This window comes from Deinococcus arboris (assembly GCF_009755355.1).
GTDB classification, from domain to species: domain Bacteria; phylum Deinococcota; class Deinococci; order Deinococcales; family Deinococcaceae; genus Deinococcus; species Deinococcus betulae.
Map to the genome: position 1 here is coordinate 49,707 of NZ_WQLB01000009.1, position 21,962 is coordinate 71,668.

A 21,962-nucleotide genomic window follows, 5' to 3' on the forward strand; every position below is an offset into this window, starting at 1 on the left:
GTTACCTCCGGCGGGCGAGGGCGGCGCGGCGCGCGGCCAGTGTGGTGCGGGTGGTGGTGTCAGCGGCCCGTTCAGCAGCACGAAGAGCGGCTTTAGCAACGGCATGCATCCCTGTCGCGGTGGGTTTTTCTATGGCGGGTGGGTCATAGATGGCCAGTGCCAGCGCATCGGCCCGGTCAGGGGAGCGCCCCATACGCTTCTTCAGGTCCTCTTTCTTCTCGACCTTGCTGCGGCCCTGCGCGTCAAACGAGTACTTCACCGCCACCAGCTCGCCTTCCAAATGGCTATCCGGCGGGAGCTGGCCCCCTTCCTTCAACCAGTTGCGAAGGGCAAACCAGAGCTGATCGCGCAGCTTGCTGTACCCCTCGCTGGTGGCGGCCTCGCTCACCGTGATGGGCAGGATGGTCAGGCCAAGTTCTCGGGCCCGCTTGCTGTGCCGGAGGTGATCGGTGACCCCGCTGCCGTTGCCCAGGTCGTCAATCTTGACCCGGACAGGACCGGCGGTGACGGGGTAGTCGTGAGTTGCCCGAAGCTCCTCCACGAAGTCCATCACGTGGCCAGCCACTTCCACGTTGTCCTGCTTGGCATGCACGCGAGGGGCGATAGGTTGCTTCCCGAACAGTGGCTGCAGGACAGTGCTGTCATCCCCGAACCGGGCCACATCGACGCCGAGGGTGAAGGCGCCAGTGGGCCCCTGGTCCTGCGCGTCAAACCGCGCCCGCGCCGCTTCCACGAGGCCCAGGCCAATGACGGTGTTCTCGGCCTGGGTCGGGAAGTTCCCTCGCACACGCACCTGAAACAGTGGACTGTCCTCGCCCCAATCCAGCTTCTTCTCCTGAACCCAGTCCCGCGTGGCGAGGCCAGGGATCAGGATCTCGCCGCTGATGACGTTGGGCGTGTCCTCACTGCTGATGTGGATGGTGTTCCACAAGTGCCGCTTGGTGGTGTGCGAGTCGTAGAACGTCCCGCTGACTTGGGTCGGGTTGCTGATCAGCAGCAGACTCGCGCCGCCGGCCAGATTTCCCTCAATGGCCTCAAAGATGCCTTCGTCCACCCCGGACGCCTCGTCAATGATGAATTGCAGATCGGCCCCGGAGACACCGGCCATCTTTTCCGGCTCGTCAGTGCTGAAGCCGAACAACTCGCTCTCCCCATGAACGAAGCCGCTGCCCGGATCAAGCGGCATGCGGCCGGGCAGCCGGGCCTTGCTGTGCAGCCGCCGAACTTCCTTCCAGATGATGATGCGCACCTGGCGGCTGGTAGGCGCGCTGAGGACGGTGCGGCTGTCCGGGCGGCAGTAAACGCGCCAGAGACCGATCACAGCAGCGGTGGTGGACTTGCTGACCTTGTGGCCGCTGCGCACGCTGACGCGGCGGGAAGTGACCACGGCGGTCAGGATGCGCTTCATGGCGTCCCAGATGGTCAGGCCCAGGACTTCGGTGGCGAAGCCGACCGGATCGTTCTGGTAACGCAGGAAGGGGTTCTCAGCTTCGGTCTGCTTGGGCTTGGCGATGGTCTGATTCAGCCCCGCTTGAAGACCGCGGCTAAACGGGGAGGCCGCTAGGACTGGTTCAGTACCGGACGCTGCGGGCGTGTCGTTCAACAGCGCCTGCAAGTTCAGATCGCAGCTCCGCTGGTGTGAACGTCGATAAGTCTGCGTCATCGGCAATCACCTCCCGCAGGGCCAGCACGGTCTTCAGGCCGAGTTCGTTCAGCACACGGTCCACTTCCGCGAGGCTGATGCTGCGGTCCTGTTCTCGCTTCTGGATCCGCTCGACGATGCCCGTCACCCGATCAATCAGGGTGATGAAGCTGGACAGGTCGGGCAGCTGCTTGGGCTTGGTCTCGAAATGCTCCGGGATGGGCGGTGCGGGCGGGTCCATCTCCGGTTCACTGTGGGCAGCCCGGACGGCTTCCAGGTACAGCGCCAACTGTTCACGCCAGAGAGCCACGGCTTCTTGGTAGCCCGTCGTGTGGCTGGCATGCCAGGCGATCAGCGCCGCCTGCTCTCTGCTGTGCCGCTCGATTCCCTCTTGGAGCAGCGAGCGGGCCAGCAGCAGGTCGGGCAACAGGTTCAGGGGATCAGGGTCCGCCTGTTGGTCCTGGATGGCCTGTTGCAGCGTGGGGCTGGCGTTGACCAGCTGGTAGCGGGTGGTGGGTTTCTGGCCCACGCCACCGTGGTTCTTGCACTTCCCCTCGCCGGGGTGATTGGTGCCGTGCCCAGCGGGCTTCTTGCAGGGCTTGCCGCTGCGAGTCTTGGCGCCGCAGGTGGGCAGCTTGGTGCGTTCGGCGCGGGTGGTGGGTTTCTTGCGGGGCTGGCGTTTCGGTGTCCCCTTCATGGGGTACTCCGGAGCGTGTCCCTTCCATGGGGTAGGTGGGTTTGGGGCATGGCGGGGCACACCTCCTTCAATACGTGGAGTAGGTTGGCGACATGACGACTTCAGATTTCGGACGAGATGCAGCTGAGTACTTCGCGGGATTGCATTACAACGCCCTTCGCGGTGGTGGCGCCTCCTCTGAAGAAGCAGCTAGAGCTGCAACTACTGCAATCAAGAACTACCTGCACCAGAGCGGCTGCTCGGCCAACACGATTGAAGACATTGCGACTGGCCTCGAAGACAAACTGCGTGCAAGAAATTGATTGGTGGCAACTCCCGGACTTGAACCGGGTCACGGGGCGGCATCAGCCCTGAATCCACTCATCGTGCCCTTTGAGTAGTCACCAGAAATGCCCAGCCGCGCGCATTCCACGGCGGTGCGGCTGGGGATCGTCTTTCGCCGTGCGTCGGTGACACGGGTGCTGGCGCGAATCATTTCAGTACAACGACAAAGCCGCCCAGGACTGGGCGGCGAACCTCCTTCTTAGAAGGTTTAATTACTTCAGGACACATTGAAGGCTTGTGCCGCCTTCTTTTCGGATGTCATAAATCGTGATCAGTGCCAGACCCCCACCTTGCATATACAGGTATCGACCGGATGGCGTCTTGGTGTCTTTCACAACTTTGAGGCCAGACATTTTGAACTGTTTGACAAAGGCATCAACCATCTGATTGACCATAACGCGCTCTTTGTCAAGACTCTTATTCATGTATTCCTGGGGCTTAAATTCACGAAATTCGAGGCCTTCATCTTGACAGATGCGACCAGTAAAGTTTTTAGCGAGGGTATTTGCCTTGGCCTTCTGAGCAGCCGTCGGTGGGGGCAGAGTCGGCATTGGGATGGGTTGATTCTGAGCAGCAGCAACGGTGCTGAGCGCAAACGCAAGGGTCAACAACAGTCTCACGGGTTCAACCTACCAGCAACGTGGAACCAAATTGTCCGCACGTTCGCGCTCCACCCACCAGGGGCACAAAGGAGGGCTGCAAACGACAGTGACGACAACGCCGCCCCCTTCGGAGCGGCGGTGATTTCGACTTGTTGTCCAGCCTAGCTAAATTATGCGGTCACCTAGGGATTTCTGCAACATCCTCAGCACGAAGGGCCGCGCGGCAGGTGGCAAGGTGGCGTGGCAGGTCTGGGTGTTTGTCACCGAGGCGGGTAGCCAGACTGAGGCAGGCCACGGCATACGCGACGCTGCGGGGCTTCGGAAACTCCCAGCCGCCGCGTGGGTCGGTCAGGCTGGCTGGGGTGGTGTGGCCGCGCCGGTAGCGCTCCAGAAAGCCGCCTGTGGCCGATGTGTCGGGAATCCCGCTGTCCAGCATGGTCTTGATGATGTCGGCCACTTCGGTCTCGCGCACCTCGCCCATCGGCGTGACCAGGCTGCTGGGCAGATCGGGCAGATGCTCGCCCAGGGTGCTGAGGTCAAAGCTGCCGCCGGGACCGTAGCGCAGCAGGGGCAGAACCACTTGCGGCACACGGGTCTTCCAGGCTTTCAGGGCCTGATGCCACTGTTCGGCGTAGTCACGGGCGGCGCGGGCGGCGGCGCGCGGCTGGGCCACCTGCTGGGCCTGCTGGCGGGCACGGGTGACACCCAGAGGGCGCTTCGTGCGGGGCTGTTGGGACATGGGCACCTCGGCGGGCAGGGTGAGGGTCATCGGTGCTGGCTCCTGTGGTGGCGGGGCGTTGGGCGGGTGCATCGCGTCAACCGCTGGTTGACACACAGGGCGGCCTGGAAGGGTTGCAATCCTGGCCGGTGCAGCGGGCCGCGCTGGCGGGGCTCAGGCGCAAACGTGGCCGCCATGGTGGCGAGGTCGGTCATGGTGATGGCATAGGCCTGGAAACAGGACAGAGCGTCCTGAAGCACAGCCGCCAGCTGCTGGACAAAGACGGCGGCAAGCTCGTGGGTATGGGACCGGCAAAGAGCCTGTCGGCGTTGCCTTTCCTCCCAGACCTCAATGCGCCGGAACTGCTCGAGCAGCCAGGCCGCGTCCACCTGACCCCAGAACTCGGCATCTGACAATTCCCAGGGTTCCCGCTTCACGCGGCACCTCGTCTGGCCAGGCGCGGCCGGCGGATCACGGGCGGATGGTCGGTGTTGTGCTGCGGCGTCCCGCTGCTCGTCGTGACGCTCAGCAGGCCCAGGTCGTAGAGGTAAAAGGCGGTGCCCGGGCGAATCCGCACGTACCCCCGGCGCTGCTGCTGGTACCGGGCCCGGATCAGGCGGCGCAGGATGGGGTCGTCGGTCTGGGCCAGGGCCTGCTTGAACTCGCGGTCCTGCTGGCGTTTGCTCAGCCTTCGCGGCATGCTGGGGACATGCTGCTGCGCCTGTTCGCGGTCCTGATCGGCTTGGCCGCCGTGGTACTGACCTACATCGTTGCGCATACAGGTCCGGACCCCCGAGTCGGCAACGCCGTCTGGCTGGTGCCGCTCTCTTTGGGATTCATGGCCTACATGATTTGGAAAAACACCGAGGAGTAAAGCGGATTTGGCAGGTTTTCTGCTCACCGCGAGCCTCCAAACAGGGTGCTGGTGAGGGGCGTAATGGTGACCTGCACCTGACCACCGGGCACCACTGGCCCACGGGTCACGCGCAGCTCGTCAATCAGCGAGTCATCCGCCCAGACCCCGGCGTGCGTCAGGGCGTCTTCCAGGGCTTTGGGCAGGTTGCTGAGGTCACGGGCGCGGCGATCTGGCGCACAGGTGTGCAGGTGCAGCGCAAGGCGGGCGCCGGGCGGCGTGGTGGGGCTGTTCAGGGCGCGGATCACGTCCCGCACCGCGCGGCGGTAGGCGCGGCCCTCCTGGCTCAGCAGGACACGGGCAGCCCAGGGCGGCGCACCGGGCTTCTTGGGCTTGCAGGGCACCAGGGCCGCGCGCCAGATGCTGTTCAGAGACGGTGGGAAAGGCAAGGCGAAGCTCAGGGCAGAATCTGCAAGGCTGATTTGGGGTGTTCGCGTTGACTCAAACGTGCGCATTGCTTGAGTTGGAACCGGGTTTTGCGCGGTTTGTGAGAGCAGCGGAAGTGGACCAGTTTTGCCCGCCTGCGACTGAACTAGTCCATTAGCCTGTTTTTCCTGCGCTGGGACGGGGGCAACAGGTGGACTACTTTTCAGCCCTTCTGTTTCCAGGCCTAGCTTCACCCGTGTGGCTTCGCGCAGGGCCAGGTCGGGAATGCGGGCCAGATAGGTTTCGGCGGCCTGTTGGGTCGGGAAGGGGTTCACAGCGCCACCTTCTTGATGCGCCAGGTCAGGCGGCCCGCCCAGATCTTCACGTCCTCTGGCTTGGACCAGCTGGCCGTGAAGCCGCCCCCGTTCTGGTCAGTCACCGCGCGCAACTTCTTTTCAGCCGCTTCATAGGTCTCGGCCACATCCCAGAACGCGAGGTCCGTCCACGAATACCCCAGGCCCTGCTCGCAGAGAATGACCCAGACGTGCTGCTCGCCGGTCACGCCGTCACCTTCCGCAGCACGCCACTGGGCACGATGGCGGTGTGTCCGTCTGGCCATTCCACCAGCACGTTGCCGATCACACCGGGCCGGGGCACCGTTACCACGGTGCAGGTGGTACCGCGCCGGGTGTCGTCGCCCTTGCCCAGCTTCGGGCCGTACCGGTAGGCCTCACCCACCGTCAGCCAGCGGTACTTGGTGGGGGCGCTCGTCACCACCAGTCATCACCATCCCCATCATCAATTTCACTGGTGTCCCACTTGGCCCAGCCTTCGGTGAGGCCGATTTCCATGCACTCCGGGCACCGGAGAATGCCGTCCTCGTCATACCGGGAACAGTCAATGCACACTGGCCCCTGACAGTCTGAGCAGGGGTGATGGTTGGCTGGTGTCTTCTGGCAGCCCGTGCAAGTGATAGGACGTGCGACGAGACCCATCAGCCCTTCACTTCCTCGACCAGGTTCAGCACGGCTTTCTTCAGCCAGTCCGCCGGCTCACCGTAGGCCACCGTCGCGTGCGTCTCGGTATCGACGATCAGCGCCTGCACCTTTGGGTTCCCGCTGGCGTCCTGCTTGCCGACGATCCGCAGTTCCTGGCTTGGGGTCAGGTGCTGGGCCACGTAATCCATGAACCAGTCCGTCCAGCCGCCGCGTCCGTTGCTTCTGGCCTGGAGCTTGCTCTCCTCGATGTGCTGCTGCTGGCGTTGCAGCCGCTCATGCGTGCCGGTGGTGACGTTCTCGCGGATCACCGCGATGCGGGCCGGTTCGGGCAGATCAATGAAGGGCACCGGCTCACCCGTTTCTGGATGCGCCACGGTGCCGTGCTCGTCAATGGCCTGGACCACCTCGGCCACCGCCTTGATCTGGCTGGTGCTGGGCTTTTCGCTGCCCGTCGTGGCTTGCAGGAACTTCGCCACGGTCTGCTGCTGCTCCGGGTCCAACTGGCTGACAATCTTGGCCGCCGGCTTGAGGTCGCGCGCCTGCCGCTCGTTCTCGGGCTGGAACCCAATGGGTTCCAAGACCTGCGCCACCTCTGCCGCCGCAATCAGTCGCCCGGCGTGCTGGCGGGTGAAGTCCCAGCGCTCGTGCAGGTAGGCGTCAAAGGTGCTGTGGGTGGCGCGGTACAGCCGGCCATCCCGAATCTCAGCCAGGGCGCTGCCCGTGCGCTGGAACTCGTGCAGGCCGTTCTGAATCACCCCTTCCAAGAGGGCAAGTGCGGCCTGTTCGTGGTCGTTCAGCGTCTCAGCGGGGGCGGTCATGCGCCCTCACCGGCTCGCCTGCACACCATGTAACTTTCGCCTGACAACGCCTTTAGAGAAGGCGACAATTCGGTATGGACTCGGAATTCTGGACTCACTTCCTCATCAACATCCCTCTGATCGTTGCCGTCAGCGTCTGGCTGGAGAAACGGGCGATTCCGAAGTGGCAACGACGGGCCTTGATGCTGGGATTCGCATTCGCTATTTATCCCCTCACCAACAGCATCCGAACGACCTTTTTCTAATGGCGCCGGCTGAGACTGGGTCGGCAGACTCATGTGCGCCGCCCGCCGTGCCGGTACCCGCGCGCCTTGTTCGCCTCGATCTTGGCCATCACCAGCAGGGCGTCACGCCCTTCAGCTTCCCAGGCTTCGGTGATCTCGGAATGCACCAGGGCGAGGTAATTGGGAATCTCGCTGATGTGGAAGTGCAAGCCCCAGCCGTTCAGGAGGTTCACGGTGCGGGCGTCACTCGCCAGCTCTTGGATGGTTTTCGTCATGGGATTCACCTAGGGGCAGCCCGTTCAGCCGCCCCGTTCCTTGGTCAGTCAGCGGCTTCTTGGCGGCCCAGCAGCGGCACGAAGACCTGCTGAGCGATGGCACAGGCGAGTTTGGGTGGAACGACGTTGCCCACCAACGTGTACTGGTCTTTCTTGCTCAGGGCTGCTGACGGCACCGGCACGCCCTGGAGTTCCGCGCACTGCTCAATGCTCCGGGCAATCCCGGCCGCACTGGTGACTTCACCAGTGCGGCCCTTGTATTCGCTGGCCAGCACCGCCGCCTGAACTTTGCGCTGCTTCCCACTGAACACGTTGTAGCCGCCGCTGTGGCACGTCACCGCGTTGCTTTCCGGCCGCACAGCGGCATGGGGCTGAATCAGAATCAGAGGCAACGCGCGGCCAATCACGATGAACACCCGGCGCCGCTCCTGTGCTACGTCAAACCAGTTACTCGACACTAAATGCACCGTCATCGTCAGTCCCAGCTGCACGCAGGCCTGTTCCAATTCGCGCAGTTCCGCCTGCCCGTCACGGTTCTCGACCAGGCCGGGGACGTTTTCCAACACGGCGCAGCGGGCATGCTGTATCTGCCAGGCAAAGTGGGTGAGGCTGTAGTAATGCGGGTGATTCTTTCCTCGCGTCGCCTTGACCACGTTGGCTCGGCTCCACGGCTGGCACGGCAGTGACGACCACACGAACCGCCCGGCCAGCTCCTCTGGCGTGATGGTCGCTACGTCGCGCACCTCGCACGGCACATCCGGCAGCCAGTCATGATGCTGCGCGACGGCCACCGGCCAGATGTCGTAGGCGCGCTCAATGGTCAACCCAGCGTCCAGCATCCCGCGCGTCGCGCCGCCGTACCCGCAGCACAGCTCAATGACGCTGGTCATCAGTCCGCCGCCCCATCCGTGTCAGGCAGCTCAAACGGCAGGTCTTCGCCGGGCGCTTTGGGTTCCAGCACCACGCGGGGCGGCACCGGGCCGGGGTCGGTGGCTTCAGGCTCGGCAGCGGGCACGTCCAGGCCCAGCAGGGCGCGCACCTCGCCTTCCACCTGGGGCCAGTGCTCCGCCAGCAGGGCACGCCACTCCGCCGCGTCCTGATCGTTGGTGCTGTTCGGGTCACTCCATTCGCCGGGATCGCGCCCGATCTGTTGCAGCAGTTGGCTCAGCTGCCCGAAGCCCAACTGGCCCAGCAGCACGTCCGGCGTGTCAGATGGGGCAGGTTGGGCCTCTGCTTCTTCCGGGGCCAGCAGCGGCGCGGCGCCCATGTCGGCCATCAGCTGGGCGTGGTCTGCTTGCAGCTGGCGCTCCTTGTCCAGTTCCTCCTGGATCTGCGCCTCGGTCTGCTCTTCCAGCGTGGGTTGGTTGCTGACCGTGCATTCCAGGCTGCAACTCGCCTCAAACAGCACCGCCGAGGTCAGGCCCACCTGTTCCAGCGCTTCCTGAGACACTCTCGTGGTGAACTTCGTGCGCAGGCCCTCAGCAACGGTGGTCAGGTTGCCCTGCAGCGTGGTGGCCACCATCACACCCGGCAGATGACCGTCCGCCATGCGCGGGCAGATCTCTAGCTTCAGACCACTGCTGTCAGCGGCTCCGAACAGCACGTGGGCGTAGTCCAACTCGAACTTGCGTTCCGGCCGCGCGCCCACTGTGAACGCCCACTTGATGTCGTGAACCCAGCCAATCTCCCGAACATCTTTTGAGGTCAGACCCAAGAATTCGAGACTGTAAATGCCGTAGGTGCGGTGCTGTGTGGTCATGCAGTACTCCTTCCCTGGCCCACCGGCCAGGCGGGTAGGGGTTAGAGAAGGCCGGTTGGCTCGCGGTACAGGTCTTTGAAGCGCACGAACTCGCTGTTGTAGGCCAGGCGCACACTGCCCACGGGGCCGTTGCGCTGCTTGCCCACGATGACTTCGGCAATGCCCTGTTGGTCGGTGTTCGGGTGGTAGTACTCGTCGCGGTAGATGAACATCACCGTGTCCGCGTCCTGCTCAATCGCGCCGGACTCGCGCAGGTCGCTCAGCACCGGCTTCTTGTTCGGGCGGGTTTCCACCGCGCGGCTCAGCTGGCTGAGCACGATCACGGGAATTTGCAACTCCATCGCCAGCTTCTTGAGGTTGCGGCTGATGGTGCTGACTTCCTGCTGGCGGTTCTCGCTCCCTCCCTTGCCGCTCTCAATCAGCTGCAGGTAGTCGATCATCAGCAGGTCAAGCTTCCCGGCCTGATACAGCGTTCGAGCGTCCCGCGCGATGCTGGCGCCGGTCTGGTCGGTGGCGTCCATGAAGGTGATGGACAGGTCACGAATCCGCGCGGCGGCGTTGCGGCAGCGCTGCTTCTCGCTGGGGGTCAGGATGCGCTGCCGGATGCGGTTCAGGTCCACACTGGCGGCGGTGGCGATGGCGCGCATGGTGAGCTGACTGGCCCGCATTTCCAGGCTGCCCACTGCAGCGTTCAGGCCCGCCTGCGCGGCATTGGTCACGAAGCTATAGCCCAGGGCGGTCTTGCCCATCGCCGGGCGCGCGGCCAGCACGTACAGCGCGCCGGGTTCCCAGCCGAGAATCTGGCCGTCCAGATCGACGTACCCCGTGCTGATGGCGTTCGGGGTCTCGCTTTCAATCTCGGCCAGTGCCAGGTCCACCGCTTGGGCGTGGCTGGTGAAGCCCGTCTTGCGGCGGTCTTCCAGGGTGCCCCCGATCTGGCTGGCCAGGGCCGCCAGTTCTTCCGGGTTCAGGTCGCCTTCGGTGGCATGGTGGATCAGCTGGTGACTGCGGCGGATGGTCTCCCGGCGGCCGTGCAACCGGCGCAGCTCAGCGGCGTAGTGCTCCGCGTAAAAGCCCGTGGTCTCGGCGGTCATGACCCCAGCCAGAAACGCGGCGTTGATCAGATGACCCCGGCCCGTCTCTGCGGCGCGGCCCAGAATCAGCCCAGCATCGTCCAGCGGTTGCCCAGCGGCGTGCAGGTCATGGAACAGGCCGGCCAGTTCCTTGGTGGCGGGATTGTGCCAGGCGTCCGGGGCCAGCGGCGCCAGGAAGGTCCAGGCTTCGGGGTCCACCAACACGCTAGCCAAGGCCTGACGTTCCAGATCGTGGTTCTGGGGCAGGGGGCGCGGCACAGTCACGAGAGCACGTCCAGCGTCTTGACCTGCCCCAGCGGCACGTCGGGGAAGTCGGGGTGGTCGGTGGCAATGCCCCGGCTCAGCACGGCCAGCACGGTGGCTTCACTGCCGTCCGGGTAGCGCACCCGCTGACCGACAGCGAGGGCTGGACGGGCCTGTACCGGCACTGGGACCAGCGCCGTCGCCGCGTCCCGCATCCGTTTTTTCAGCGCAGGCAGCGGGAATTCGTAGTGGCCCGCCTCAATGATGTACGCCGCCTGTTCGCCCAGCGCCTGGCCCTGCCCGTCCTGAATCCAGCCGTACCAGAGTTCGGCCTGTGCTTCCTGGGTCACGCGCTTCAGGGCATTCAGCCGCACCCACTTCTGCCACACGGGCAGCAGCCCCGCCCCGCTGATGGCGTCCATCGCGGCGCGGTAGGTCGGCGCGGCCGGCGGAACCTGTTTCAAACCTTCAGCGTCCACGTTTCCTCCGTCGCAGTGCGCGTTGTCCAACTGATCCTGTGAAGGCGAAGCCATTGGGGCCTCATCAGAGGCCGCGCCGTCAGGCGCCTGCCCTGCCTCCCTTTCGCTGTGTTCGGGGGTGGGGGTGAAGGCCGTGAGCGTCAGCGCCTCGCGCGCACCCGCGTCTTCTTCTTCCTTAGTTCCTTCGTTCCTTAATTCAGGGGCCTGTTTTTGCTTGTGCAGGACGTTCTTTTTCGGCGCGCTCATACCGGGTTTTCGGCGGGTTTCCGGGGGATTTCCGGTGGAAACCCGGTAGTCCCAACGCCACAAGCCGTCTTCCGAGACCGCGTACCCGAGGGCGGCCAGAGCGGCCAGGGCTTCACTCGTCTGGGTCTGGCCTCTCTTGCAGAACGCAGCTACTTCGCCCCAGTGGACAGCGGACTGGCGCAGACCCCGGCGGCTCATCAGGAAGAGGGCGGGCTTGACCAGGGCGTTGGGGAGTTCGGCCAGCAGGGCCAGGTCGGTGTCGTTGTCGAGGTTGGTGTACCCACCCGCTTTGGGTTTATTGACTGGGGCGGGGGGCTCTGTGGGGGGCTGGAACTTGATGACGACGGCGCTCATGCCATGCCCCGGACGATGACGAAGTGCCAGAGGCGGTCCACATCACTGGGCCGGCGCAGGTGGGCGAGTTGCAAGGCACGCGCCAGCTGCTCGACCTCGTCATCAGTCATGCAGGCCAGGCCCTGCGCGCGGACCTGCCCCACCGCTTCCAGGGGCGCACCCGCGCAGGTCTGCTGGTGGATGGCCCGGAACTCGGCAGCGTCAATTGGGAACCAGAGGTCAACCACGGGTTGCAGGGGATCAATGGTCGCGGTCATGCCACTGCGCCCCTGTTGACCGCGCGCCGGATCTTGTCAGCGGCACTCTGGCCGTAGTGCATGGCGAGACTGGCCAGGAAGGCTTCACGCTGCCGGGCGTCCAGGGGCCGGAGGTCGCGCACCCAGACCTGATGCAGCCCTGGGGTCATCTGCCGAGGGGTAAGGTCTGGCATCAGAACGGCGTCCCACTGAATTGCGCTTGCGCGGCCTGCACCTTCGCCGCGCGCTGCTCTGGGCCCAGGTGGCTGATGGCATTCAGCAGCCACGTCGCTTCGGCTTCACTGAGCTGTTTGGTGCTGACCGGCCCGGTGTGTTGCAGCAGGTGGCCCCAGACCATCGCCCGCACCGCACTGGTGTCGGCGCCCATCCCCTTCGCGGCGGCTTGCAGCTGCCCGATCTGGGCGGCCGTGACCATCGGCTCAGCATCAGTCTGGGCGGCAGGCTGCTGGGCTTCTGGCTGAGTCTGAGCAGGCTGCGCGTCCGTCTTCGGGGCATGCTTCAGACCTAGGGCTTTCAGGTCCGTATGACAGGCGCGGGCCGCATCCAGATCCGCGCGCCAGTTGTAGGTGTCGAGAATGCTCTGCACCTCAGCCGCAGGGGCCACCTTCCGCACCCGGTCCGCCAGGTCCCCGATGCTCGTCACCCAGCGCTGCATCAGTTCTTCCTGCTGTGGGTCGGGCAGGGTGTGCGCGGGCGTCCCGGCGGCCTGCTGCACCTCACGGGTCATGTCCGTGCGGCGGGTGGGCGCGGCCTGGGCCGGGGCAGCGGGGCGCTCTTCGCGGGCGTTGTCCGCCTGCGCCATCTCGTCTGAGGTGTAGAGGCCAGAGAGGTCGTTCGGGAACGCGCTGCGCAGGGCCTGAGCCTCCGCGCACTTGGCGATCATGACGTCCGGCATCTTGCCCCACAGGCCCATCGGCGCCCCGTCCCGCTTCCGGCTCACGTACGCCTCGAACCGGGCCACCGCCCACAGCGGCTCCGTAAAGCCGTGGCGCAGAATGCCCACCTTCGCCGCTGCTGGTGGGTCTTTGCTCAGCCACACGTCCACCCACTTCCCGTCTGGGCCACACCACAGCGGCCCCACGCGCCCGGCGTACTGGCCGTGCCGCTCGGCGATGACGCGGAAGCCGTCAATGGACACCTGAATGGTCATGCGCTGCTGCTTGGTCCACTGACCGTTGACCTGCTTGTTCTCTTCGCGCATGACGGCGTAGATCTGGCGGCTGAACGGGTCCAGACCGGTGCGGCGGCACTGCTCAATGAACAGTTGCAATTCGCCGTCACTGGCGCCGGGCGCGATCTGGGTCTTGATGAGGTCGAGCTGGTCTCGGTTGAAGTCCACCGGGGCCAGCGGCATGCCGGTAGGGCGGGCGTGTTCAATCGCGGTCATTTGGTCACGTCCTTTCGGGTCAGCAGGGTGATCAGCGCCAGCAGCGAAGGGCAGGCCACGGCAGGCAGGACCGCGCACAGCACGCGCTGCCAGCCAGGCATCTGGGGGCCGAAGTCCGGGGCCAGGGCCAGCAGCAGCCCGTAGGTGGTCACGAACAGGGCCAGGGTCAGGCCAATGGGCAGGACTCGGCGGCGCAATCGGCGCACTGCACCTGTCCCACCGGGCACGCGGCGCCGCAGGTCCAGCACTGGCCCTGTCCCGGCGTGCTGGGGAGTGGCGCCCCGCTGATCCGGCACAGGGACCAGGCCAGCAGCAGCGTGGACGGGATGGCAATCAGGGCGATCCACATGGGGCACCTCCAGAGGCAACGTGCGCGGCCCGGCGCGTTCCTCGCGCGGCGCGGTGGGCAGGGGCAGGCCGTTCTGGCGGGCGTGGTACTCGGCCACGGCGCGTTCGGTGAACCGCCGTAGGCCCTCTTCCTTCCAATCGGCGTTGTCCATCCGCAGGGCGCCGTTCACTGGTCTTCACCCGTGATGGCCCAGTCAATGCCGCTCAGCAGGCCCTCTTTCAGGCCTGCCTGCACGATGCGTCCCATGAACTCGGCCTGCTGGGCACTGCTCAGGGGTTGATCAAGTTTCACGGTGTGCTTGAATTCGACCGTCACGGTAATTTCGCAGTCGTGTTCAATCGTGGTACCCAAATGGAAGCGGGTGCTGCTCACGCCGCGCCGCCCTGGATCGTCAGGGGCTGGAAGGGCACCGTCTGCGGGCGGGCAGGTTTCACAGCGGAGCGAATCTCCTTGAGGTTCCAGTGCCCGCAAACCGTGCCCTGGCCGTCCGTGTCCGCGTTGCAGGGGCCGCCCACAGCAAAGACGCTGTGCAGGGTGCCGCACTGCTCACAGCGCAGGCCGGTCACGCCAGCGGCCCGCAGGTCCGCCACGAGGGCGCGGTGGCGCTGATCGGCGCGCTGATCGCGCTGCTGCTCACGGCGCAGCTGGCCAGGGGTCAAGGTCAGGTCGAGTCCGGCGTTGGGGTTTGCTATGCTGATCATCAGGTTTCTCCTTGCCGCACCGCCTTTCCAGGGGCTTTGGGTGCGGCGTTTTCGTTTCAGCCGGCGCGTTGGCCGGTCTGCTGCACGCTGGGTTCAGCGGTGTCAGTAATGGGGGTCTGAACGGTGCTGGGCAGACTGGCCAGCACTTCCGAGCGGTAGTAGCGGTACTCCTGGCCGAGCTTCCGGGCAGGAATCTTGCCCGCCCGCACCAGGCGCAAGACGGTGCTTTCGCTGGTCGCCAGCAGGGCCGCCACCTGATCGGTGGTCATGACGGTCTCGGTGTGGCCGGCCAGCTTGCGGTCTAGCAGCGCTTCAAGGTCCGCCACCGTCAGGTGAAAGAGGGGTTGGGAAGCGGGGGTCATGCGGGGACCTTTGTACTAGATACTGCAAGCTCTATATCTGCTAGCGAAAAGTTGAGTGCTCGTCCTAGCTTCAGAAGCGTAGGAAGGTCTGGCACTGCTTCGCCCCGTTCCAGCGTACTAACGTACCCCTGGCGTCGAGCGTCTTCAAATGCCTCCTCCGCCACCTGAACCTGGGTTTTCCCGGCGGCTTTCCGGCGCTCCCTGAGGAATACAGCGATGGCTTCTTGCATAGGTACAGAATATATAGCTGAGCATATATTGTCAATATACGCCATACCGTATTCCCTTCCGGGAACGCATTGCATACCATCTGTCGTATATACGGGCGTGAGTATGTTAGCTGCGGCGCTCGGAAGGACACCATTCCTCATGACCCTCCCTCCAGAAATCCTCGATTCGCGCGAGGCGGGAAAAATCCTAAAGGCAGCCCGAAAAGCTCTGGGATTGACGCAAGGTCAGGTGATTGACGCCGTTGGGATACCCAACCAGAGCTACATGTCAGCGCTGGAAAATGGGCGCTACAACGTTGCCAACAGCGAGTATTTCCCGGCTCTTGCCCAGTTGCTGCGACTGACCATAGAACAGGTACGAGAAATTAATCCTTCTGCTGTTATTACCGTAGCTGCGGACCCAGGACCACGACGGGGGCCGCCAATACCCCCAGTTGTACCCTTCCGCGAGACGCCCATCACCATCCCACATGAGTTACTGGAGATGGTCGAGAAGCACGGCGATAACTACCCGATTCTGAGAACGCCGCAGATGCAGCGTATGCTGGCTGCCCCCCGCAATTTTGGCGGGGCTGAAGTTGGCCCCCAGACGGCAGAAGACTGGTTTGACTATTGGATGGCAAACAAGAGGTTCTTGACGTGACCTATGACACGTCCCTCCTCGCGAGTGACTACATCCACTACGTCAAAGCCGTGCAGCGCCAGCTGGGCTATGAGCCCCACGCGCTGCGCCTGGCCCGTGCGCTGGATATCCGCGTCCGCATTGGCTGGGCCAACCGCTGCACACCCGATCATCCAGACGGCCCACTCATGGTGGTGCAGCCCTGGCATTACGGCAACACCGATGTGATTCGACACGAAGAGGCACACATCCTGTTGTGGTGGAGTGGCCTTGAAGCCGAGATCATCGCAGAGTTTGGCGAAGAACTGGGCTGGCGGGTAGTGGAGAATCTGTGTCAGTTCGCGGTGGGGTTTCTCCGCATTACACCATCCATGTTGGATCAGGCGGTGAAGCGGTATGGAGTCTCAGCGCGGGCTGTGAAGCACTTACAGAAACTCAGCGGCGCGGATGTCCGCACGGCGATGAACCGACTGGTCTATGACGATCCTAGGAGCTGCCGTGCGGGTTTTCTATTGTCAGGCCACTACGTTTCTGATGTGGCCCAATGCAACTGGGGCCTTCCGTTCCGGTGGTTGGAAGAGGTGCCAAAGCCCATGCGCCGCTTCCCGTCAGATGCCAATGTTTCGTTCCTGAAGCTCACGCCCTCGCAGACTCTCGGTGTGTGCTGGGGCTAAGGAGTTGTTATGAAAAAGCTGGTTGCAACCGTCTTGTTTTCGCTTTCCGCATTTGCTGCGGCGCAGCCAAGCTCTTTCACCGGCAGCACAGTCAGAGACGATATTGCGAAACGAATTGGCGCCTACGAACGCTCCTGTAAAGATTTACCCGTTGCTCAATATGAGAGTGCCTATTCATATTGCATGTTCACAGAAGGAAGTTTTTCAAGAGCAAAGTCAATTATTGATATTTATTACGAAGAATATCTAACAGGGGGCTGGAAGATATCAGATGGCTATATCTATAATTTCCTCAAAAAAGAAGATCGTTCCCTGAGAGTAACTATAAAAGAGTTAGACGGGTACACGTTTGTCGCCGTAGCCGACTTGAGTCTGGCAGATCAAATTCGTAAGGAAGAAGCGCATGCGGGCATGCAATCTGATGCCGCAAAAGCAGGGGCAACTCCGAACTCTGCGTATGTGTGGCTGAGCGATTTACGCTCCTTGGGTATAACCGTCCAAGCTAAACCATTCTCCATTACATATAAGAGTCAGAAGTTAGACTTTAACGCAGCAAGCCGCTCAGCCTTACTGAACAAGCGTGCAGCAACACTAAATGCCACACCGTTTCTTCTTGACGGCAGCATATTATTCCCCGTAGCGGCCCTACGTGGCCTCGGCTGCGAGGTTCAAGCTCCAACAGACAAAGTAGTGGGTGTTTCCTGTGGAGGTTTATGGAAATACCTGAACGTCTATGTATTTCAAAACAAGAACGCGCCGGCTTCAACGCTGACATTTCCTAAAATACAGACGCCTTTACAACAGAGTCCTACAGCTTCGGGCCAAGCTCCGACAAGTTCTACTGCCTCGGCGGCAAGCGTGAACTATGCGCCGCTCAATTTGTTCGGCAGCTTGGGCACAGTCTCGACTCGTGGTTCTGCACAAGAACTCACCACTGGAGGACGCTCAATAACGTTCTCTAATGGCCAACGGCAGACGCCTCAAGGCTTCAATCTTCCCGGCGTGCCGTTTTTTGACGGTGGTGAGCTATTTATCCCGATTGACAGCCTGAAGTTCGTTGGCTGCACAGTGGAGTTTGACAACCTCGACTATCAGGTGACATGTCCAAATGGCGAATCTGTTATCGGGGTGGGCGTAGTTGTCAAGCGATGACTTGCCAGAACCACACGCCACGCCTACTCCTACCGCTGGCATATGCCGCGCTGGATTGGGGCGCCGATGCCAGACCCAGATGACGACTTCATTGGCGAGGGCGTCTCAATCTTCCAGGTGCCGGGCTACTCCAGCATGACCATTGGCCTCGTGGTGATTGAGGCGTGAAGGATGGGCAGTGGGCGGCGGCGTGAGGGGTGAAAGACACAAAGGTGAAAGGTGGTATTGAAGAGTGAACATCAACTGGAGCAATTTTCTTATTACTGAAGTTGGCATTCTTCTGGTTCTAGGACTTCACCTTGTCATGCTCTCCAGGCTAGGAAGTCCACGAACGAGGCGAAACGTGGACATCGGTATGAGCATTGCATTCCAGATCTGGGTTCCTCTTTTCGGTCTGGCGCTCTGTGGCCTACTCACTGTGGTTAGTTTTGTGCCTTTGCTGAAGCTTTTGCCCACTACCAGTACGGTCAAAGATCTGACGCTGGTGCTCGAAATCGTAGTGAGCGCGTTTAGCCTCCTGTCCATCTTGAGCGTCGTTTATCCGCTTGCGCTCCAGCGCCAACTCAAGCAAGCCAACACACTCACACTCGGTACAGTGGCGCTCCTAGCTTTTGGCTCGTTTGCCGGTACGGTCTTCAAGGCTTTGGTGGCGAACGAAGCATTTTCAAATCTCTGGACGACCATCAGCGGTATGGCCTTCCTGACGAGTTTCTACGCCGTGGTGGTCCTATTCGTTTGGGGACTTTGGCTGATAGCTAGGAGCTATTTCGCTAGGCCCAGATTGGCCGACGCCACCGACGGAACTTCCCCGCTGCCAGCATCAAGTGATGTGTCATAGGAACGCGCTGAGGCAGAAGGCCTGGAGCGGCATCTAAGCGGCCACTCAGCAGCCGTGCTCTCTAGTGGCCTTGGGGGCTACCCAGCGATAACGCACCGTTAACGCGGTCTCCTAAATCATCCTGATGGTCGCCTTGGCAGTTGCTGAGGTGGCTGAATTCATGGCCTATGGCTGACCCACCACCCGACCCAACAACTCGGCCGAGCTTGCCCTTCTGGAGAGAAGGGCCTTTGTCATGCCGTTTAGAGGAGCCCATCATGCGCTGTCTGTCCGCTGTCCTGCTCATCCTGTCTCTTGCATCGGCCGCTACGGCTGCTGGGCCTATTCCAGTTGGCGGCTTCAAAAATTGCACGGCTGCGAAAGCTGCTGGGTATTGGAACATCAAGAAGGGGAGCCCGGCGTACCACACCCGTCTGGACCGGGACGGCGACGGCCTAGCCTGCGAGAAGAAGTGACCCGTTTCCCGAAAAACAAACCATCACCCTTCCGGCCAACTGGGTAGCAGTGGGCCATCCTGCTCTTCATTGTGGTGTTCGCTTTGATGGTGTTCTGGCCTCATCTCTTTGGCAGATAGCCAAGGAGGGTATGGAGACAGTGGCAGGAGGCGGGAAAGAAAGTAGCACCAGTCAAGACAGGGCAATACGCTTCAACGCTTTCAAACTCTAGGAAGTTGAGGCAATAATAGCCATCAATGGCTGGCAAGCGATACTTTGCCAGTCTTGCAGTCTCAGGAGGCTTGATGACAGCAGCAACCAAGACCCGAACTGTCCACTTCTTCGAATTTTCAGCGGTCTTGCGAGATCCAACCGACCCAAGCAAAACGACCGACGCAGATTTAGAACCCCTCTGGCGCAACATGAATAGACTTGCACCGATTAAAGGCGTTCCCAATTCATCTTTCCACGCATTTTGGGGATCTGAAATGGTTGTGGCCATTGATCACAACAGACCAAATGTAGTGCTTGGCAGATCAGTCAAACTACGGCGCGATGCACTACCAGGCCTACTAAGTGCCGGAAAATTTAGAAGAATTATGATTAAGGCCGATGAGTTTTTGCATGAGACCTCTCATTTTGCATTTTTCAAAGACTCGCGGGTTATTGCAATTGAATACAATACACATGCACCAAACTATAGATATCTAGAGAAGTATTTAAATGATATGGCAAACGCACTAAGCATGCACATTGATGATATCAGCTTAACTATAAAACTTGATAAAAATACTGTTGCGAAGCTACTCGCTTCTGGTCCTGTAACAGCAGTTGAAGTGACTGCACACGCTGACGATGTAGCTACGCTTCCTGCTGGCAATCGGCTCGTCCGAGCACTCCGTGGAGTAGTGGGTGATCAGCCGACTCGCTACAAGGCGACCGTAAACTGGAGTCGAGAAAGGCCGGCCAAAAACCGTCCTCGTGGACTTGATGATGAGTTCAAAGCTGATGCCCTTGCTCTGCTAGAAGCTAGTGGAGCCATTGTTGACGCCCTGAAGGTCACCGTAGAGCCCCCAGGTGGCGGCACGCCCCGGACGATTGATCTCAAGCGAGATCGACATTTCGCCGCTATAGACGTTCTTCTGACAAGCGAGCGAAGTATTGATACTGACGACACATACGCGAAGATCATAAAATATTACAATGAGTATGTTATAGGCGAAGCGAAGGGCAAGTAGATTAGTTATGAGTAGTGTGGAGGTCCACCGTGACGGTCGTAAGGTCAGTAGTACGTTCTTTCTTCGATCTGCTGGTCGGTCTACCGGGACTCATCTACCTCTTCGCAGTCCTGGGGGCCACTGGTACCGTTTTTGCCCCCCGAGGCTTCACCGCAGCATTTGTCGAGTCTTCACTCCCTGCTATGGCTGGAGTCTCCTTTTCCCTTTTCGGCTTTGGTGTGACTGCTCTTTCAATCCTCACTTCGTTGAAGGCCACTCCATTTTTTGAAAAACTGCAAGAGACAGATTTTCAAACTTGGAAAAATCTCGTTGGCTCTTTCCTTCACATGGTTACTATCTTCGCCATGCTAGGCATATTCTCTTTTTCCATAACCAAAGATCGGATCATCGCGCTTCAGGGTGGTGAATATAATGCAGTACTATTTATTTACATAGCATTGTTTCTTCTGGCTTTTTTGGCCACTGCAATTGCTATCTATCTACTCAGAGGAGTAGCAAACGTGAAGCCACCAGCACCAACTCCAACAATTAGCCCTGTAGATCCCTCTTTTCTAAATCCGGGGTCTACAGCCGCAAGCCAGGGTGTTACGCCAATAAGTGGCGGGACTCCCTAATGTTTATACCTCTTCAAAAGAACTTTATCAGTGCCAATACAACGCAGTAAACGCAAGCTCGGCTCTGTCTTCCAGCGCAAGCAGGATGGCCGCTGGGCCGCCGCTGTCAGCCTGCCCAACGGGAAGCGCATCACGCGGTACGTCTCCCCTGCCGAGCCGAACCCTGAGCGTGCCGCCCACGCCCTGCTGGCCAAGCTCATCACGGAAGCCGAGCAGGGTGAGATTGTGCCGCCCAGCCAGATGACCCTGGAAAAGTGGCTAGCCGAATACCTGCGCCGCGCGAACCGGGGCAAGGCGCCGGCCACGGTCAAGGACCGCGAGTACAGCGCCAGCTACCTGAACGCCGCGATGGGCAGCACCCGCTTGGAGCGCCTCACGTCGCAGCAGATCCAGCGCTGGGCTGACACGGCCGTGCATCCCACCCGTGAAGCCCTCAAGGCCCACCGGAAGTACGAGGGCCAGCCTCTCAGCCAGCGGGCCAAGCAGAAGGCGCTCCAGATGCTGCGCAGCGCACTGACAGAAGCAGTCGGCCTGGGCCACATCCCCCGGAACCCAGCCCTACCCGTGAAGCTGGAACGACGGGCCAGCAAGCCTAAGGGCGTGGCCTGGACGCCCGCACAGGCCCAGGCCTTCTTGCTGGCCAATGAGGGCACTAGTCTGGCGCCTCTCTGGAAGCTGGCCCTCCAGACTGGGGCGCGGCTCGGCGAGCTACTGGCCCTGCAGGCCTCGGACTATGACCCTGACCGGCGCATCCTCCGCATCGAGCGCACCCTGAAATATGGGGGTGAGGGTGCAGGGAAGGCCGCCCGCCGGACAGTTGGCGCACCTAAGACCGAGCGGGCCAATCGGAGCTTCCCCCTCTCGCCTGATGCCCAGGAGACGATTGAAGCGGCGCTGGCCCGGCGCGAGGCGCTGAGGACTAAGGCGGGGCCAGCCTGGATGGCTGGGGATTGGCTCTTCCCGGCGGAGACTGGCCAGCTGATTCCGCACGGCAACGCCCACCGGGCCTGGCGGGAAGCCTTGAAGCGGGCGCCCGACGTGCCTGTGGTCCGGCCGCATGACCTGCGGCACACCTTTATCTCGCTGGCCCTTCGCCGCGGCGTGAAGCCAGAAGTGGTGGCGCGGATGGTGGGGCACAGCTCGCCGCTGATCACGATGCGGATTTACCGGCAGGTGTTTGAGGACGAGTTCGAGGACGCGCGGGAGATGATCACGGGTCTGGTGTAGCGCTGTAGCAGAGCTGTAGCAAACCTGTTGGTTTCCATTGGTCTCTGTTGGTCTGCGAATCAGGAAAACTGGTGGTGTTGGGGGATGTTGGCGTGCATACGCGAGTGACTGCTTGGTCTTCTAAG

At 61.8% G+C, this 21,962-nt stretch carries 34 protein-coding genes; 12 read left to right on the forward strand and 22 right to left on the reverse strand.

The window, feature by feature from the left end; genetic code table 11:
• Position 1: 1 nt before the first annotated feature.
• Positions 2-1,603: a DEAD/DEAH box helicase family protein gene (locus GO986_RS08635; protein WP_157458879.1), complete on the reverse strand. Its 1,602-nt coding sequence runs from the start codon at positions 1,601-1,603 to the stop codon at positions 2-4.
• On the reverse strand, positions 1,572-2,339 hold the full coding sequence (locus GO986_RS08640) for a hypothetical protein (protein WP_157458880.1): 768 nt from the start codon (positions 2,337-2,339) through the stop codon (positions 1,572-1,574). Before GO986_RS08640 ends, GO986_RS08635 begins: the two co-directional genes overlap by 32 nt.
• A 92-nt stretch (positions 2,340-2,431) precedes the next feature.
• Between GO986_RS08640 and GO986_RS08645 the strand changes: the two genes are divergently transcribed.
• On the forward strand, positions 2,432-2,641 hold the full coding sequence (locus GO986_RS08645) for a hypothetical protein (protein ID WP_157458881.1): 210 nt from the start codon (positions 2,432-2,434) through the stop codon (positions 2,639-2,641).
• A gap of 234 nt (positions 2,642-2,875) precedes the next feature.
• Here GO986_RS08645 and GO986_RS08650 read toward each other — a convergent pair whose 3' ends face one another.
• On the reverse strand, positions 2,876-3,271 hold the full coding sequence (locus GO986_RS08650) for a hypothetical protein (RefSeq protein WP_157458882.1): 396 nt from the start codon (positions 3,269-3,271) through the stop codon (positions 2,876-2,878).
• Positions 3,272-3,443: 172 nt separating this feature from the next.
• Entirely contained in the window at positions 3,444-4,034 is a 591-nt protein-coding gene (locus tag GO986_RS08655) for a hypothetical protein (protein ID WP_157458883.1), read from the reverse strand.
• Positions 4,035-4,036: 2 nt separating this feature from the next.
• On the opposite strand from GO986_RS08655, the gene GO986_RS08660 reads away from it, so the two are divergent.
• A complete protein-coding gene (locus tag GO986_RS08660; protein ID WP_157458884.1) occupies positions 4,037-4,396 on the forward strand; it encodes a hypothetical protein in 360 nt (119 codons plus the stop codon).
• A 20-nt stretch (positions 4,397-4,416) separates the two neighbouring features.
• On the opposite strand, the gene GO986_RS08665 is transcribed toward GO986_RS08660, so the two are convergent.
• The gene (locus GO986_RS08665; protein ID WP_157458885.1) at positions 4,417-4,683 is read right to left on the reverse strand and encodes a hypothetical protein; all 267 of its coding nucleotides are present in this window, start codon (positions 4,681-4,683) and stop codon (positions 4,417-4,419) included.
• Positions 4,684-4,692: 9 nt separating this feature from the next.
• On the opposite strand from GO986_RS08665, the gene GO986_RS08670 reads away from it, so the two are divergent.
• A complete protein-coding gene (locus tag GO986_RS08670; protein WP_157458886.1) occupies positions 4,693-4,857 on the forward strand; it encodes a hypothetical protein in 165 nt (54 codons plus the stop codon).
• Between the two features lie 23 nt (positions 4,858-4,880).
• On the opposite strand, the gene GO986_RS08675 is transcribed toward GO986_RS08670, so the two are convergent.
• The 17 genes from GO986_RS08675 to GO986_RS23395 form a co-directional block, all read right to left on the reverse strand.
• Positions 4,881-5,597: a RusA family crossover junction endodeoxyribonuclease gene (locus GO986_RS08675; protein WP_369409258.1), complete on the reverse strand. Its 717-nt coding sequence runs from the start codon at positions 5,595-5,597 to the stop codon at positions 4,881-4,883.
• Positions 5,594-5,824 carry a hypothetical protein gene (locus GO986_RS08680; RefSeq protein WP_157458888.1) on the reverse strand — a complete coding sequence of 77 codons (231 nt, stop codon included), beginning with the start codon at positions 5,822-5,824 and terminating at the stop codon, positions 5,594-5,596. The genes GO986_RS08675 and GO986_RS08680 overlap by 4 nt, the downstream gene beginning before the upstream one ends.
• Positions 5,821-6,036 carry a hypothetical protein gene (locus GO986_RS08685; RefSeq protein WP_157458889.1) on the reverse strand — a complete coding sequence of 72 codons (216 nt, stop codon included), beginning with the start codon at positions 6,034-6,036 and terminating at the stop codon, positions 5,821-5,823. Before GO986_RS08685 ends, GO986_RS08680 begins: the two co-directional genes overlap by 4 nt.
• Positions 6,037-6,256: 220 nt before the next feature.
• On the reverse strand, positions 6,257-7,078 hold the full coding sequence (locus GO986_RS08690; RefSeq protein ID WP_157458890.1) for a hypothetical protein: 822 nt from the start codon (positions 7,076-7,078) through the stop codon (positions 6,257-6,259).
• A 274-nt stretch (positions 7,079-7,352) separates the two neighbouring features.
• Positions 7,353-7,577 (reverse strand): nucleoside triphosphate pyrophosphohydrolase family protein, encoded by a 225-nt coding sequence (locus tag GO986_RS08695; protein WP_157458891.1) that lies wholly within the window; start codon positions 7,575-7,577, stop codon positions 7,353-7,355.
• 44 nt (positions 7,578-7,621) lie between these two features.
• Positions 7,622-8,467, reverse strand: coding sequence for a DNA cytosine methyltransferase (locus GO986_RS08700; RefSeq protein WP_157458892.1), 846 nt, complete (start codon positions 8,465-8,467; stop codon positions 7,622-7,624).
• The gene (locus GO986_RS08705) at positions 8,467-9,336 is read right to left on the reverse strand and encodes a hypothetical protein (protein ID WP_157458893.1); all 870 of its coding nucleotides are present in this window, start codon (positions 9,334-9,336) and stop codon (positions 8,467-8,469) included. The genes GO986_RS08700 and GO986_RS08705 overlap by 1 nt, the downstream gene beginning before the upstream one ends.
• Before the next feature lie 41 nt (positions 9,337-9,377).
• The gene (locus GO986_RS08710) at positions 9,378-10,694 is read right to left on the reverse strand and encodes a replicative DNA helicase (protein WP_157458894.1); all 1,317 of its coding nucleotides are present in this window, start codon (positions 10,692-10,694) and stop codon (positions 9,378-9,380) included.
• Positions 10,691-11,752, reverse strand: coding sequence for a hypothetical protein (locus GO986_RS08715; RefSeq protein ID WP_157458895.1), 1,062 nt, complete (start codon positions 11,750-11,752; stop codon positions 10,691-10,693). The genes GO986_RS08710 and GO986_RS08715 overlap by 4 nt, the downstream gene beginning before the upstream one ends.
• Positions 11,749-12,009 carry a hypothetical protein gene (locus tag GO986_RS08720; RefSeq protein ID WP_157458896.1) on the reverse strand — a complete coding sequence of 87 codons (261 nt, stop codon included), beginning with the start codon at positions 12,007-12,009 and terminating at the stop codon, positions 11,749-11,751. Before GO986_RS08720 ends, GO986_RS08715 begins: the two co-directional genes overlap by 4 nt.
• Entirely contained in the window at positions 12,006-12,158 is a 153-nt protein-coding gene (locus GO986_RS08725; protein WP_157458897.1) for a hypothetical protein, read from the reverse strand. Before GO986_RS08725 ends, GO986_RS08720 begins: the two co-directional genes overlap by 4 nt.
• A 23-nt stretch (positions 12,159-12,181) precedes the next feature.
• Positions 12,182-13,396 carry a phage recombination protein Bet gene (bet, locus tag GO986_RS08730; protein ID WP_157458898.1) on the reverse strand — a complete coding sequence of 405 codons (1,215 nt, stop codon included), beginning with the start codon at positions 13,394-13,396 and terminating at the stop codon, positions 12,182-12,184.
• Positions 13,393-13,914 (reverse strand): hypothetical protein, encoded by a 522-nt coding sequence (locus tag GO986_RS08735; RefSeq protein WP_157458899.1) that lies wholly within the window; start codon positions 13,912-13,914, stop codon positions 13,393-13,395. Before GO986_RS08735 ends, bet begins: the two co-directional genes overlap by 4 nt.
• Positions 13,911-14,117, reverse strand: coding sequence for a hypothetical protein (locus GO986_RS08740; protein ID WP_157458900.1), 207 nt, complete (start codon positions 14,115-14,117; stop codon positions 13,911-13,913). Before GO986_RS08740 ends, GO986_RS08735 begins: the two co-directional genes overlap by 4 nt.
• The gene (locus GO986_RS08745) at positions 14,114-14,446 is read right to left on the reverse strand and encodes a hypothetical protein (RefSeq protein WP_157458901.1); all 333 of its coding nucleotides are present in this window, start codon (positions 14,444-14,446) and stop codon (positions 14,114-14,116) included. Before GO986_RS08745 ends, GO986_RS08740 begins: the two co-directional genes overlap by 4 nt.
• 56 nt (positions 14,447-14,502) lie before the next feature.
• Positions 14,503-14,808 (reverse strand): helix-turn-helix domain-containing protein, encoded by a 306-nt coding sequence (locus tag GO986_RS08750; RefSeq protein WP_157458902.1) that lies wholly within the window; start codon positions 14,806-14,808, stop codon positions 14,503-14,505.
• Positions 14,805-15,179 (reverse strand): helix-turn-helix transcriptional regulator, encoded by a 375-nt coding sequence (locus GO986_RS23395; protein ID WP_369409259.1) that lies wholly within the window; start codon positions 15,177-15,179, stop codon positions 14,805-14,807. Before GO986_RS23395 ends, GO986_RS08750 begins: the two co-directional genes overlap by 4 nt.
• Here GO986_RS23395 and GO986_RS08760 point away from each other — a divergent pair.
• The 9 genes from GO986_RS08760 (at position 15,178) to GO986_RS23405 (ending at position 21,837) form a co-directional block, all read left to right on the forward strand.
• On the forward strand, positions 15,178-15,681 hold the full coding sequence (locus GO986_RS08760; RefSeq protein ID WP_157458904.1) for a helix-turn-helix domain-containing protein: 504 nt from the start codon (positions 15,178-15,180) through the stop codon (positions 15,679-15,681). The genes GO986_RS23395 and GO986_RS08760 overlap by 2 nt on opposite strands.
• Complete coding sequence (locus tag GO986_RS08765) at positions 15,678-16,334, forward strand: hypothetical protein (protein WP_157458905.1); 657 nt, start codon at positions 15,678-15,680, stop codon at positions 16,332-16,334. The genes GO986_RS08760 and GO986_RS08765 overlap by 4 nt, the downstream gene beginning before the upstream one ends.
• Before the next feature lie 9 nt (positions 16,335-16,343).
• Positions 16,344-17,486, forward strand: coding sequence for a hypothetical protein (locus GO986_RS08770; RefSeq protein WP_157458906.1), 1,143 nt, complete (start codon positions 16,344-16,346; stop codon positions 17,484-17,486).
• 42 nt (positions 17,487-17,528) lie between these two features.
• Positions 17,529-17,654 carry a hypothetical protein gene (locus GO986_RS23210; protein ID WP_255449280.1) on the forward strand — a complete coding sequence of 42 codons (126 nt, stop codon included), beginning with the start codon at positions 17,529-17,531 and terminating at the stop codon, positions 17,652-17,654.
• A gap of 64 nt (positions 17,655-17,718) precedes the next feature.
• Positions 17,719-18,324, forward strand: coding sequence for a hypothetical protein (locus GO986_RS08775; protein WP_157458907.1), 606 nt, complete (start codon positions 17,719-17,721; stop codon positions 18,322-18,324).
• Between the two features lie 257 nt (positions 18,325-18,581).
• Positions 18,582-18,779: an excalibur calcium-binding domain-containing protein gene (locus tag GO986_RS23400; RefSeq protein ID WP_198170538.1), complete on the forward strand. Its 198-nt coding sequence runs from the start codon at positions 18,582-18,584 to the stop codon at positions 18,777-18,779.
• Between the two features lie 284 nt (positions 18,780-19,063).
• Positions 19,064-19,996, forward strand: coding sequence for a hypothetical protein (locus GO986_RS08785; RefSeq protein WP_157458909.1), 933 nt, complete (start codon positions 19,064-19,066; stop codon positions 19,994-19,996).
• A 29-nt stretch (positions 19,997-20,025) separates the two neighbouring features.
• Positions 20,026-20,610 (forward strand): hypothetical protein, encoded by a 585-nt coding sequence (locus tag GO986_RS08790; RefSeq protein WP_157458910.1) that lies wholly within the window; start codon positions 20,026-20,028, stop codon positions 20,608-20,610.
• 30 nt (positions 20,611-20,640) lie between these two features.
• On the forward strand, positions 20,641-21,837 hold the full coding sequence (locus GO986_RS23405; protein ID WP_157458911.1) for a tyrosine-type recombinase/integrase: 1,197 nt from the start codon (positions 20,641-20,643) through the stop codon (positions 21,835-21,837).
• Positions 21,838-21,962 lie beyond the last annotated feature (125 nt).